We start from the raw sequence: 13,113 nt of genomic DNA, 5'->3' as shown, positions 1-13,113 counted from the left end.
TGCGTTCCCGATCGTAAGGCGTCTGTAACGCGTGCTTTCCGATGCCGATGGGCGAAGCGTCACCCGATGAGCGTTCGTCCGGTCTCGTTCCACGCTGGCATCACGTCAGGTGAATTCGGATTCCTATGAATCAGGCCGGATCGTCGTGAAATGCCGGCAAGACGTGCGCCGCGATTTCTTCGATGACGTCGCGCACGGGCCGGTCCGATCCGGGGTTCAGCGTGACATGGTGCGTTCCCGCCGTGCGCATGTCCCGCAGGATATCGGCCAACGCATGGCGCCCGGTTGCATAACCGAGCGGCAGCGCGGTGGCGGGCGTATCGGGATGTGCGGCGAGGTCGAGCCGCATCGATACGCCGAACGCGCGAAATTGCGGCGACGCGAGCCGGTCGACCGCCGCGCGCCACATCGAATAGCGGGCGCGCTGCGTATCCGGATCGCGGTGATAGGTCATCCAGCCGATCGAATGGCGGGCAATCCAGTCGACGCTCTGTCCGCCCGAGCCGACCGCAAGCATCGGCACCGCGTCGCCGTCGCGCGGCAGCAGCGTGAATTCGGGCGCATCGGGCGGCGCCTGGTCGGGCAGCACGCGCGACGGCGCGCCGAGCGCGGCCGCGACGACGTCCCAGTGCGCGCGATAGCGGTCGCGCCGGGTTTCCGCGTCGACGCCGAACGCCGCATATTCGGGCGGCCGGTCGCCGGAGCCGAGCCCGAGGATGAAGCGTCCGCCCGACAGCGTCGCGACCGACAGCGCACCTTTCGCGATATGCAGCGGATGGCGCAGCGGCAATACGATCGCGCCGCTGGCGAGCGCGATCCGGCGGGTGCGCGACGCCAGTGCGCCGAGCAGCACCCACGGGTCGAGATGGCCGACCGGGTCCGGATAGTCGGCGCTGTTCAGCGGCACGTCGCGAATCCACAGCGCGCGAAAGCCGAGTGAATCGGCCAGCGCCGCGAGTTCGAGTTGTTCGTCGAAGTCCGCGACGATGTGGCCGCTGCGAAGCAACGGAAGCGTGAGGCCGATCGACAGCCGCCCGTCAGCAAAGACACGCTGCGCGACGTCGGGGCGGGCGGGAACGGTTGGGGGCATGGCGAATCCTTGAAGGCGAGGCAGGGCGAACGCACAGTGTTCCGTGTCCGAATGCTAGCGTGTTTGCGCGATGCCCGAGCGGGACGGCGCCGCGCTGCGCTAAACGACCTGCGGCGTCGTGCCACGCAACACGAGCCCCCCGCGTGACGCCACGCGTCGCGATGCGCGGTGGTCGCGGTCGGTGCCGTAGAACGGCATGCGTGTGCGAAGCGACGGCGAGTGTGATCACGGCGAGGGTGGGTTCGGGGCGGGCGGCGGCGAGCCGCGGGAAAGGGCAAGGCCGGCGCACGCATCCGGTCGAGGCGCGTCGCCAGCTGTGAGGCGATTGTAAGGCGACTGCCCGTCCCACGCAGAGCCGACGCGACGATGCCAATTGGTCTGGCGGCGCGTTTCAGTTTCGAAACGTTCGCGCTTTCTGACGGGGTGCGATGGCTACCCGCGGCCCGGCATGTGCCCGCGAGGCCTTGCGGCGTGAAGCATGGTGCGCTCCTTGCATGGTTATATGGGCCGTGAGCGCGATCGCGGGTGTTGTCGACCCGGCAATCGCTTCAGTGGGTCGGATGTATCGGAGACGGGGACAAGAGAATGAAAAAAGACCGAAACGCAACGCAGCGTGTTGCAAACATGAATCGCCGACCTGCCCGGGTATTCGCTTCGCCATTGATTGCGGCGACGTGAGCGAGCGGCTTTCCGTTCCATCCGAGCAATCAGGTTCGTTCTGAACGACGACGTGCAGCCGTGACGCACGAGGCCGACCCGTGCCGGTCGGCCGTCGGGGATGCACCACGAACGCAGGCGGATGGCCCCTGGCCTGGATCCCGGAATCGTCATGCCATGGCGCAACGCATGGCGCCGCGCGGCGAATGCGTTTGCATGCCGCGCATCGTGTCGGCGTGACGAGCCAGCGGCACAGGACCGGGCCGGGACAGCCGGTGACGCGCCGATGTGCGCGGCAGCGAGGAACACGTGGAGTCCGGGGAGCGTCCGTCGATCGCGGCATGACGGACGTCGCAATATTGTGCTGTCAGTTGATCCACTACCCCGATGGATCAATTGTTGAAGCGCCCGTCGCCGAGCGGCGACGGGCGTCTTTTTGCGTGCGACGGCTCGTCGTGGCGGCGGCCCGCCCGATCGCACGGCGTTCTGTATCATGTGCTGGCGTGCCTGGCTGCCCGTGCGGGCGCACGGCCTGCCGGCGCGACCGATCACGTTGCCAACATGAACGACAAAGCCTTGCCCGATTCCTCCCTCGCCGACGCCGATCCGGCCGCGCTCGATGCGCTGCAGACCTTCGTCGAGCGTCATCCGCGCCTGCTCGTGCTGACCGGCGCGGGCATCAGCACCGATTCCGGCATTCCCGGTTATCGCGACCGCAACGGCCAATGGATGCGCTCGCCGCCGATCCAACTCCAGGAATTCCTCGGTTCCGATGCCGCGCGGCGCCGCTACTGGGCGCGCAGCATGATCGGCTGGCCGGTCGTCGGCCGCGCGCGGCCGAACGGGTCGCATGTCGCGCTGGCGCGGCTCGGCGACGCAGGGCGAATCGAGCGCCTCGTCACGCAGAACGTCGACGGCCTGCATCAGCGCGCGGGCAGCGACGACGTGATCGAACTGCACGGCGGCATCAACGGCGTGACCTGCCTCGAATGCGGCGCGCATCACGCGCGAGCGACGATTCAGACCGTGCTCGAAGCCGACAATCCCGAACTGCTGGGCGCGCAGGCCGAGCCCGCCGCGGACGGCGACGCGCATCTGGAATGGGCCGCGCTCGATACGTTCCGCGTTCCGGCGTGCCCCGCGTGCGGCGGCTTGCTGAAGCCTGCGGTGGTGTTCTTCGGCGAGAACGTGCCGCGCGAGCGCGTGGCGCTGGCGTCGCAGGCGCTCGATGCGGCCGACGCGCTGCTCGTCGTCGGCTCGTCGCTGATGGTGTATTCCGGCTACCGCTTCTGCGTGTGGGCGCAGGCGCAGCACAAGCCGGTTGCCGCACTCAATCTCGGCCATACGCGCGCCGACCCGATGCTGACGCTGAAGGTCGAGGCGCACTGCGCGCCCGCGCTCGACGCACTCGTGGCGCGGCTGGGGCTCGGGCGCAACAGCGCCAGCACCAGCGACACGACGGAGCATGCATCGTGACCGGCGCCGCTGCTTCGCCCGATCCGTCCGAGCGGCTGTCCGCGCCGGCGGCCGAACGCAATCGCGGGCCGATCCTCGACGTGCTGCGCCGTGTGCTGCCGGCGAGCGGCAGCGTGCTCGAAATCGCGAGCGGCACCGGGCAGCACGTCGTTCACTTCGCGCAAGCGTTGCCGGGCCTGCACTGGCAGCCGAGTGATCCCGATGCGCAGGCGCGGCGTTCGATCGCCGCGTGGGTCGCGCATGCGGGCCTCGCGAACGTCGCCGGGCCGCTGGCGTTCGACGTGCGCGACGCGCCGTGGCCGGTCGCGGCGCTCGACGCGATCGTCTGCATCAACATGATCCATATCTCGCCGTGGGCCTGTACCGACGCGCTGTTCGCGGGCGCGTCGCGCGTGCTGCGTCCGGGCGGCGTGCTGTTCCTGTACGGTCCGTACCGTCGCGAAGGCCGGCATACGGCGCCGTCGAACGAAGCGTTCGACCGGCAGTTGCGCAGCCGCGACCCGTCGTGGGGCGTGCGCGATCTCGAGACCGTGGTCGCGCTCGGGCTCGACCTCGGCCTCGACTGCAGCGAGGTCGTCGAGATGCCGGCGAACAACCTGAGCGTCGTGTTCCGGCGCCTGCCGCACGCGGAGCAATGACACGCAAGCGGGCAGCGCGGCCGGGTTTCCTCTATCCTTTCGCCTGTGCGCGCGGCCCGGCTCGGGTCGCGCCCCGTTTTTTCCGGAGAATTGACTAATGGGCAAACAAGCAATCGGTGTGATCGGGCTCGCGGTGATGGGCCGCAATCTCGCACTCAATATCGAGAGCCGCGGTTACGCGGTGTCGGTGTTCAACCGCAGTCGCGAGAAAACCGACGAACTGATCGCCGAATTCCCCGGCCGCAATCTCGTGCCGACCTATACGCTCGAGGAATTCGTCGCGTCGCTCGAAACGCCGCGCCGGATCCTGATGATGGTGAAGGCCGGGGAAGCGACCGATGCGACGATCGCCTCGCTCAAGCCGCTGCTCGAGAAGGGCGACGTGCTGATCGACGGCGGCAACACGCATTTCACCGACACGATCCGCCGCAACCAGGAACTCGCGCAGTCGGGCCTGCATTTCATCGGCACCGGCGTGTCGGGCGGCGAAGAGGGCGCACTGCGTGGCCCGTCGATCATGCCTGGCGGCCAGCGCGACGCGTACGATCTCGTCGAGCCGATCCTCAAGCAGATCGCCGCGAAGGCGCCGTCGGACGGCGAGCCGTGCGTCGCGTACATGGGTCCGGACGGTGCGGGCCACTACGTGAAGATGGTCCACAACGGCATCGAATACGGCGACATGCAGCTGATCGCCGAGAGCTATTCGGTGCTGAAGGACGTCGCGGGCCTGACCAACGACGAACTCGGCGCGGTGTACACCGAATGGAACCAGGGCGAGCTCGACAGCTACCTGATCGAGATCACGTCGAAGATCTTCGGCAAGAAGGACGAAGAAACCGGCAAGCACCTCGTCGACGTGATCCTCGATCGCGCCGCGCAGAAGGGCACCGGCAAGTGGACGAGCCAGAACGCGCTGGATCTCGGCGTGCCGCTGCCGCTGATCACGGAGTCGGTGTTCGCCCGCGTGCTGTCGTCGCTGAAGACGGAGCGCGTCGCGGCCAGCAAGATCCTGTCGGGCCCGGCCGCCGCGCCGTTCGACGGCGATCGCGCCGCGTTCGTCGAAGCGGTGCGCCGCGCGCTGTACCTGAGCAAGGTGATCTCGTACGCGCAGGGCTTCGCGCAACTGCGCACGGCGTCGGAAGAATACGGCTGGAACCTCGATCTCGGGACGATCGCGAAGATCTTCCGCGCGGGCTGCATCATCCGCGCGCGCTTCCTGCAGAAGATCACCGACGCGTATGCGAAGGATCCGGCGCTCGCGAACCTGCTGCTCGACCCGTACTTCAAGGACATCGCCGCGAACTACCAGACGGCGCTGCGCGATGTGGTGGTGGCCGCGGTGAAGGCCGGCGTGCCGGTCCCGGCGTTCGCATCGGCGGTCGCGTACTTCGACAGCTACCGTTCCGAGCGGCTGCCGGCGAACCTCGTGCAGGCGCAGCGCGACTTCTTCGGCGCGCACACGTTCGAGCGCACCGACAAGCCGGGCAGCTTCCACGCGAACTGGTCGTAACCGGCTGGGCGAGGCGGCATTGTTGCGAAAATCTATTCTTTGAATAGGGTTTTTCTATCCCGGATGCCGACATTGTTGGCTCCGGGGAAACAGTGTTTTCGTTCTTTCATGGTTTTCCCTAGGTGCTGCCGGGACTAAACTCTGTTCCATCGCTGCAGACATGGTGTGTGCGGCGAAGCAAAAAAATCCCGGAGGTAATCATGAAATCGCTGATCGCAACGTTCGCTGCTGCTGCTGTCCTCGCTGTCCCCGCCGTCTCGTTCGCCCAACAGAACGCGCCCGTCACCCGTGCCCAGGTGAAGGCCGAACTGGTCCAGCTGCAACAGGCTGGCTACAAGCTGGGCAGCGACCGGACCAACTACCCGGAAGGCATCCAGGCTGCTGAAGCTCGCGTGAACCCGCAACAGAACGTCGCCGCTGCCGATACGACCGGCTACGGTGCGCAACCGGCCGCCGGCCAGGAATCGGGCGCCCCGGCTGCGGCCAAGACCGGCTGGCAAGTCAAGCGCGTCTCGGACGGCGCACCGGTCTACAAGGGTCGTTAATGGTACGGCCGCGCTGGCGACCGCATCCGACCCCCTGTAGTACGAAGCCCGTTGTTCCGCTATGCGGAACAACGGGCTTTTTCATTGGCGGCGCGCCAAGCGCCGGCGTTCAGTGCAGCGGGCGTCGGCCGCGCCCGATATCGCGGAACAGCGCTTCGGCCGGCTCCAGTACCTGCAGCCACGTTTCGTCGTAACCGCTCAGCGTGTCGAGCGCGTCGCGCAGCCGTTCGATCGCGAGGACCGGCAGCTCGACGCTGTGGCGCGTGGCGCCGGTCAGGTGCGTGACGCTCGCCAGCTGAACGAGCGCGTCGGCCGCTTCGGCGACGTCGGTCGCGAACAACAGGTGCCGGTTGAGCAATTCGACCAGACCGCTGGAACCGGCGAAATCGTCGGCGTCGAGCTGCACGGAGAGAAACGTCGCGTTATTCATTGTCATGCTCCTCGTTGTCGTTGGATCGCGCTGCGCATCACCGAGTATAGGCGGCGATCGAAGCGGACAATATGACGGGGCCGATACGGCAGGCGTGGCGGCCGCGCCCGCGAACTCCCCAAAGCGCCCGCCTGGCACGGCTCGCCGGCGATTGGCGTGCCCAGGCGACGCCGCAAGATTGTTTCCGGCCCGGGCAACTGTCGGGGCCTTGACCGCGACAAATGGTATCTTTGCCGATCGGAACGACGCGAAAAAGGGGCCGGTGAGCTCATTCGCGCCCACGTTCCGCTGTGGAAACTGACGGCCGCGCGAGCGGTCGGATACTGGTTGATCCGGCCGTCGGGCCGGACATCGTGCGTCGCGCGCCGGGGGGCGGTGGGCGGCGCGACGACGCAAATCCGGGAGGACCCTTGAGAGAAACTATTCCCATCCACGACACGCTCACGCGCTGGCTGCCGCAGGCGGCGCTCGTTGCCGCGGCCATCGCGCTGACGGGCTGCACGATGACGCCGTGGACCGACAGCTGGCAACCCGCGCGCCAATCGGCACCCACGTCGGCCGCGACGCCGGGCGTGATTGCCGGCTATTACCGCGTGAACCCGGGCGATACGCTGGCGGGCATCGCGAACGCCTACGGGCAGCGCGTGCAGGACGTGGCCAGCTGGAACCACATGGCGCCCACGGACGCCGTGTCGCCGGGCCAGGTACTGCGGGTCGCGCCGCCGCCGGCAGCGACCTCGTACGGGCAGCCGCCCGCGGCAGCCGCCCAGCCGGGTTCGCTCGCATGGCCGGCCACGGGCGTCGTGGCGACACCGTTCTCGGCCGGCAAGACGCGCGGCCTCGTGATCGCCGCATCCGGGCCCGACCATTCGGTGCGGGCCGCGGCAAACGGGCGGGTGGTGTACGCGGGCTCCGGCGTCAAGGCGTACGGTCCGCTCGTGATCCTGAAGCACGACAACGGGCTCATCACGGCCTACGGGCACAACGGCAAGCTGCTCGTCAATGAAGGCGACGCGGTGCGCCAGGGCCAGCCGGTCGCCGAAATGGGCACCGACGCGAGCGGTCGTTCGACGTTCGAGTTCGAAGTCCGCCAGAACGGCAAGGTCGTCGATCCGATGAACTTCCTGCCGCGCAACGGCGGCTGATTGTTGCCAGCGCCACGTGTGCGCCGGGCGGCGCACACGTTCCCGCCCACTTCATTTTTCCACCTTCATCCTTCCTTAAGCGTCGCGCTGCCAGACTGTCTCGCATGATTGCCGAGCCAGCGAATGCCCAGTGCGAGCGCCGCCGCGCCGAGCGCGATCAGCGAACACTGGATCGCGACGGGCAGGTAGCCGTGCGGACGCGGATCGACGAACGGGTAGGGATACCAGTCCTCCACCGCGCCGCGCACCAGCGTATAGCCGAGATAGACGACCGGAAAGCCGAGCCACGCGAACGCACTGCGGCGCGGAATCGGCGAGCGCGGTTCGACGTACAGCCAGTCGCACAGCATCACGAGCGGCACGATCCGGTGCAGTACCCAGTTGTTGAACGCCGGCGTGACGTGGCGCAGCGCATCGAGCCGCGCGAGCAGGAGTTCGTAGACGATCGCGGTGATCAGCACGTACAGCACCGCCGCGCCGCGCATCGATTCGTAGCGGGCCGAGCCGGGGCGCGCGATGCGCCACAGCCCAGCGGCCAGCATCGCGGCCGCGTAGAGGCTGCTCAGTTGCGTGAAGTAGCTGAGGTAGTTGCCGAGATGGAAGGTCGGCAGGCGCCAGTAGTCGGCGACGCTGTGCAGCGTGGTGGACACCGCGAGCAATGCGGCGATCAGCCGGTAGGCTGCAACGAAGAACGCTTTGCTCATGATGCCCGCGCGCCGTCGCACCAAAGCTTCATCGTGCCACAGCCGCTCGGGCGCGCGATGCGGATTTTCCATAGGCGGGCCGCGTGCGGCGCGTGTCGACGATTCGTCGGATATTTGATCGCGCCGTGCAAAACCGGCCGCCCCTGCGGCTACAATCGTCACAGCCTTTCCGGGCGCAGGCCGGTTGCAGCTGGCGCCCCTCCCCGCATACAACACGAGACGAAGCATGAAAAACATCCTCGCGAAACAGACGCGCTACAGCTCGCCCGCGATCTTCTTCCACTGGGCCATCTTCCTGCTGGTTGCGCTGGCCTACCTGGCCATCGAGATCCGCGGACCGAAGGGTAGCGACAGCCGGGCGTTCTGGATGAACGTGCATCTGATGGCCGGGACGTTCGTCCTCGTGCTGTCGGTGCTGCGCGTGCTGTGGCGGGTCGTCAGCCGCGTGCCGGAAGCGATTCCGCAGGCCACGCTGCTGCGCTGGCTGTCGAAGCTCGCGCATGTCGCGCTCTACGTGTTCATCATCGCGCAGCCGCTGCTCGGCATCATGATGGTCAACATGGGCGGCAAGCCGGTGTCGCTCGACTGGCTCGGCGTGTCGTTCACGCTGTTCGGCCCCGACAAGGCGCTGCGGCCGACGATCAAGGAAGCGCACGAGCTGATCGGCAACGCGTTCTATTTCGTGATCGGCCTGCATGCGCTGGCCGCGCTTTACCATCACTTCATCCGGCGCGACGACGTGCTGCGGCGCATGGCGCCCTGATCGTCCGGCTCCGGACGCGCACGGAAGGCGAGGGCGCATGGTTGTGTTGACAACCATGCGCCCTCGCTTCGTTTACCTTCGTCCAAGCTGGCCATCGCGTTGAACATTCTGTAACATCTCGGCTGTTTTTACATTCCGCTTACTCGTCGCCGCACATGCTGCACCGACATCGTCACCTGACTGCCTGGCTTGGCCTGCTCGCGATCTGGATCGCGATCGCGGCGCCGCTGGTGTCGCAGTGGCGTATCGCGCAGGCGGCCGTGCCCGAGGCGATCGTCTGCAGTACCGAGCATGGTGCGCATCGCTCGTCGGATGTGGGCGGCATGCACGATCATGCGCTGCATCTCGACGCGTGCGGCTACTGCGGCTTCTTCGCTCATAGCCCGGCCATCGGCGCGCCTGCCGCCACGTCGGTCGCCTTCATTCCCGTCGTTTTCGTTTCCGCCGTCGCGTCGCCTGCCGTCGCGGCGCGCGGCGACCGCTATCCGCGCGCCTATCCGCGCGCACCGCCCGAGCGCGCCTGACGCGTTTCCCGCCGTTCCTATTTTCCGCCGATATCCGTGCGGTCCGTCGAGGCCGCGTGGAGGGCGTCACTCGGGCTTTCGATCATGACCAATTTCCTGTTGCGTGCGCCGCGGGCGCCACGCAATGCCGGTGCGCGGCCTCTGCCGCGCGTACTGAAACTCACCGTTCCTGCGCTGGCTGTCGGCGCGCTGGCCGCGAGCGCTGCCGCAGCCGAAACCACGCCGGCGGCCGGTGCGCCGTCGGGCGATGCGGCGATGCTGTTGCCGCCCGTCGAAGTCGTCGCGTCGCCGCTGTCGACGCCGCTCGTCGTCGTCACCGATCCGAAGGCGCCGCGCCAGCCGCTGCCCGCCAGCGACGGCGCCGATTACCTGAAGACGATTCCCGGCTTCACGTCGATCCGTAGCGGCGGTACGAACGGCGACCCCGTGCTGCGCGGGATGTTCGGTTCGCGGCTGAACATCCTGGCGAACGGAATGCCGACGCTCGGCGCGTGCCCGAACCGGATGGATGCGCCGACCTCGTACATCGCGCCGGAAAGCTATGACAAGGTCACCGTCGTGAAGGGGCCGCAGACCGTGCTGTACGGTCCGGGTGCGTCGGCCGGCACCGTGCTGTTCGAGCGCGTGACGCCGCGTTTCGAGCGCCCCGGCATGCGCTTCGACGGCAGTCTCGTCGGCGGGTCGTTCGGCCGCAACGACCAGAACATCGACCTGACCGCAGGCACGCCGGACATCTATGGCCGCGTGACCGCGAACCACGCGCATTCGCAGGACTACAAGGACGGCAACGGCAACACCGTGCCGTCGCAGTGGGACAAATGGAACGCCGATGCAGCGCTCGGCTGGACGCCCGACGACCATACGCGACTCGAGCTGACCGCCGGCACCGGCGACGGCTATGCGCGCTACGCGGGCCGCGGGATGGATGGCGCGCATTTCCGCCGCGAGACGTTCGGCCTGTCGTTCGACAAGCGGCATCTCGGCGACGTGCTCGACCGGATCGAGGCGCGCGTGTACTACAACGAAGCCGATCACGTGATGGACAACTACACGTTGCGGCAGCCCGACCCGACGAGCAGCATGCCGATGCGCATGGCCGCGGACGTGCGGCGCCGCACGGTCGGCGCGCGTGCCGCCGCGACGTTCCGCTTCGGCGACGATTTCAAGCTCGTCACGGGCGTCGATGCGCAATCGAACCGGCTCGATTCGCGTGCGTCGATGGGGCAGCAGAACTACCGCGACCAGCCGTGGGATGCCCAGGCGACCATGTGGAGCGCGGGCGTGTTCAGCGAGCTGACGTGGTATGCGAGCGACGTCTCGCGTGTGATCGGCGGCGCGCGCGTCGACTATGCGAGCGCACGCGACAAGCGCGCGATGAAGAGCGGCATGATGATGAGCAAGCCGAACCCGACTTTCGACGACGATCGGACGAAGGTGCTGCCGAGCGGCTTCGTGCGCTACGAGCGCGATCTCGCGTCGCTACCCGTCACGTGGTACGCGGGGATCGGCCACGCGGAGCGTTATCCGGACTACTGGGAACTGTTCTCCGCGACGCGCGGGCCGGCCGGTTCGATCAACGCGTTCTCGGCGGTGCAGCCGGAGAAGACCACGCAGCTCGATATCGGCGCGCAATACAAGAGCGACCGGTTCGATGCATGGGTGTCGGCGTACGCGGGCTACGTCCAGGACTTCATCCTGTTCAACTATGCGGCCGGCATGATGGGCCCGATCACGCAGGCAACCAACGTCAACGCGCAGATCATGGGCGGCGAAGCCGGCGTGTCGTGGCGGCCGGTCGCGCCGCTGCGCGTCGAGACGTCGCTCGCGTATGCGTGGGGGCGCAACGTGGCGAGCGGCGATCCGCTGCCGCAGATGCCGCCGCTCGAGGCGCGCATCGGCCTCGAATACACGCGCGGCGCGTGGTCGGCGGGCGGCCTGTGGCGCATCGTTGCGCCGCAGCATCGCTACGCGCTGAACGAGGGCAACGTGGTCGGCAAGGACTTCGGCCCGAGCGCCGGATTCGGCGTGCTGTCGCTGCATACGCAATACAACGTCAGCAAGACCGTGCAAATCTCGGTCGGCGTCGACAACGTACTGAACAAGGCCTACACCGAGCATCTGAACCTCGCCGGCAACGCGGGTTTCGGCTATCCGGCGAACGCGCCGGTGATGGAGCCGGGGCGTACCGCGTGGGTGCGCGTGAGCGCGAAGCTGTAGCCCGCAGCGCGCGTGTGCATCGCAGCATGCGCACGCCTGAACGCCGCACCGCCCGAACGGGCGGCGCGCGTCAACCGATTAGAGAACCGTGTCTAGTCGGGGCGCAAACGTTCGAGAGTCGTGCTTCACTCCCGCTTCGACACCCACCGTGTGCACGATGCGGCGTGCGTGTCGATCCGGTGTCATTCGCGCCGGCTGCACAATAATCAGGAGACATGCATGGCCAGATCGATGCGTTCCAGGGTAATGGCAGGGGCAGTGGCATGCGCGATGAGCGTCGCGCCGTTCGCGGGGACGACCGCGCTGATGACGCTCGCGACGACGCACACGGCGATGGCGGCAACCGCGCCCGCCGACAACTATGCGGCGACGCGCTATCCGATCATTCTCGTGCACGGGCTGACCGGCACCGACAAGTACGCGGGCGTACTCGAGTACTGGTACGGCATCCAGGAAAACCTGCAGCAGCATGGCGCGACCGTCTACGTCGCGAATCTGTCGGGCTTCCAGAGCGACGACGGCCCGAACGGGCGCGGCGAACAGCTGCTGGCCTACGTGAAGACGGTGCTCGCCGCGACCGGTGCGACCAAGGTCAATCTCGTCGGTCACAGCCAGGGCGGGCTGACGTCGCGCTATGTCGCGGCCGTCGCGCCCGATCTCGTCGCGTCGGTGACGACGATCGGCACGCCGCATCGCGGCTCCGAGTTTGCCGACTTCGTGCAGGGCGTGCTCGCATACGATCCGACCGGATTGTCGTCGACGGTGATCGCCGCTTTCGTCAATGTGTTCGGTATCCTGACGAGCAGCAGCCACAACACGAACCAGGACGCCCTCGCCGCACTGAAGACGTTGACGACCGGGCAGGCCGCCACCTACAACCAGAACTATCCGAGCGCGGGCCTCGGCGCCCCCGGAAGCTGCCAGACCGGCGCGCCGACGGAAACCGTCGGCGGCAACACGCATCTGCTGTATTCATGGGCCGGCACGGCGATCCAGCCGACGTTTTCCGTGCTCGGCGTGACGGGCGCGACGGACACGAGCACGATTCCGCTCGTCGATCCGGCGAACGTGCTCGACCTGTCGACACTCGCGCTGCTCGGCACGGGCACGGTGATGATCAATCGCGCCTCGGGCCAGAACGACGGGCTCGTGTCGAAGTGCAGCGCGCTGTACGGCAAGGTGCTGAGCACGAGCTACAAGTGGAACCATATCGACGAGATCAACCAGTTGCTCGGTGTGCGCGGCGCCTATGCGGAAGATCCGGTCGCGGTGATCCGCACGCATGCGAACCGGTTGAAACTCGCGGGCGTGTGATCGATGGCGGCACGTGAGGGACGCGCGCCGCTGGCGCGGCGCGCTGCGATCTATGGTGTCGTGGGGCTGGCGGCGATCGCCGGCGTCGCGATGTGGAGCG

General features: G+C 67.5%; 12 protein-coding genes. 9 read left to right on the top strand and 3 right to left on the bottom strand.

The genetic code is table 11. The annotated features are described in order from the left end of the window. Positions 1-130: 130 nt before the first annotated feature. Positions 131-1,090, bottom strand: a complete 960-nt coding sequence (locus AP428_RS22660) for an LLM class oxidoreductase (protein ID WP_011548127.1) — start codon at positions 1,088-1,090, stop codon at positions 131-133. Between the two features lie 1,218 nt (positions 1,091-2,308). Between AP428_RS22660 and AP428_RS22655 the strand changes: the two genes are divergently transcribed. The 4 genes from AP428_RS22655 (at position 2,309) to AP428_RS22640 (ending at position 5,916) form a co-directional block, all read left to right on the top strand. Next, entirely contained in the window at positions 2,309-3,223 is a 915-nt protein-coding gene (locus AP428_RS22655; protein WP_012338489.1) for an NAD-dependent protein deacetylase, read from the top strand. Next, positions 3,220-3,861, top strand: coding sequence for a DUF938 domain-containing protein (locus AP428_RS22650; protein ID WP_006479383.1), 642 nt, complete (start codon positions 3,220-3,222; stop codon positions 3,859-3,861). Before AP428_RS22655 ends, AP428_RS22650 begins: the two co-directional genes overlap by 4 nt. A gap of 97 nt (positions 3,862-3,958) precedes the next feature. After that, positions 3,959-5,371, top strand: coding sequence for an NADP-dependent phosphogluconate dehydrogenase (gene gndA / locus AP428_RS22645; RefSeq protein ID WP_006479382.1), 1,413 nt, complete (start codon positions 3,959-3,961; stop codon positions 5,369-5,371). A 200-nt stretch (positions 5,372-5,571) separates the two neighbouring features. Further along, positions 5,572-5,916 carry a DUF4148 domain-containing protein gene (locus AP428_RS22640; RefSeq protein ID WP_011548125.1) on the top strand — a complete coding sequence of 115 codons (345 nt, stop codon included), beginning with the start codon at positions 5,572-5,574 and terminating at the stop codon, positions 5,914-5,916. Between the two features lie 109 nt (positions 5,917-6,025). On the opposite strand, the gene AP428_RS22635 is transcribed toward AP428_RS22640, so the two are convergent. Continuing rightward, positions 6,026-6,346, bottom strand: coding sequence for a hypothetical protein (locus AP428_RS22635; protein ID WP_011694691.1), 321 nt, complete (start codon positions 6,344-6,346; stop codon positions 6,026-6,028). Between the two features lie 410 nt (positions 6,347-6,756). Between AP428_RS22635 and AP428_RS22630 the strand changes: the two genes are divergently transcribed. Then, positions 6,757-7,491: a peptidoglycan DD-metalloendopeptidase family protein gene (locus tag AP428_RS22630; RefSeq protein WP_011548123.1), complete on the top strand. Its 735-nt coding sequence runs from the start codon at positions 6,757-6,759 to the stop codon at positions 7,489-7,491. Between the two features lie 65 nt (positions 7,492-7,556). Here the strand turns inward: AP428_RS22630 and AP428_RS22625 are convergent, their stop codons facing one another. Continuing rightward, positions 7,557-8,195 carry a Pr6Pr family membrane protein gene (locus AP428_RS22625; RefSeq protein WP_041489490.1) on the bottom strand — a complete coding sequence of 213 codons (639 nt, stop codon included), beginning with the start codon at positions 8,193-8,195 and terminating at the stop codon, positions 7,557-7,559. 226 nt (positions 8,196-8,421) lie between these two features. Between AP428_RS22625 and AP428_RS22620 the strand changes: the two genes are divergently transcribed. From AP428_RS22620 to AP428_RS22605, 4 genes are all read left to right on the top strand, one after another. Beyond that, positions 8,422-8,958 (top strand): cytochrome b, encoded by a 537-nt coding sequence (locus AP428_RS22620; RefSeq protein WP_006479377.1) that lies wholly within the window; start codon positions 8,422-8,424, stop codon positions 8,956-8,958. Positions 8,959-9,113: 155 nt separating this feature from the next. After that, a complete protein-coding gene (locus tag AP428_RS22615; protein ID WP_011548121.1) occupies positions 9,114-9,482 on the top strand; it encodes a DUF2946 domain-containing protein in 369 nt (122 codons plus the stop codon). 84 nt (positions 9,483-9,566) lie between these two features. Continuing rightward, positions 9,567-11,699 (top strand): TonB-dependent copper receptor, encoded by a 2,133-nt coding sequence (locus tag AP428_RS22610; RefSeq protein ID WP_011548120.1) that lies wholly within the window; start codon positions 9,567-9,569, stop codon positions 11,697-11,699. 219 nt (positions 11,700-11,918) lie between these two features. Then, positions 11,919-13,013: a triacylglycerol lipase gene (locus tag AP428_RS22605; protein WP_012338488.1), complete on the top strand. Its 1,095-nt coding sequence runs from the start codon at positions 11,919-11,921 to the stop codon at positions 13,011-13,013. Positions 13,014-13,113 lie beyond the last annotated feature (100 nt).

The sequence above is a fragment of the Burkholderia sp. E168m22 genome (assembly GCF_001319805.1).
Classification (GTDB): Bacteria; Pseudomonadota; Gammaproteobacteria; order Burkholderiales; family Burkholderiaceae; genus Burkholderia; species Burkholderia orbicola.
This window is presented reverse-complemented; position numbering and strand designations above follow the sequence as displayed.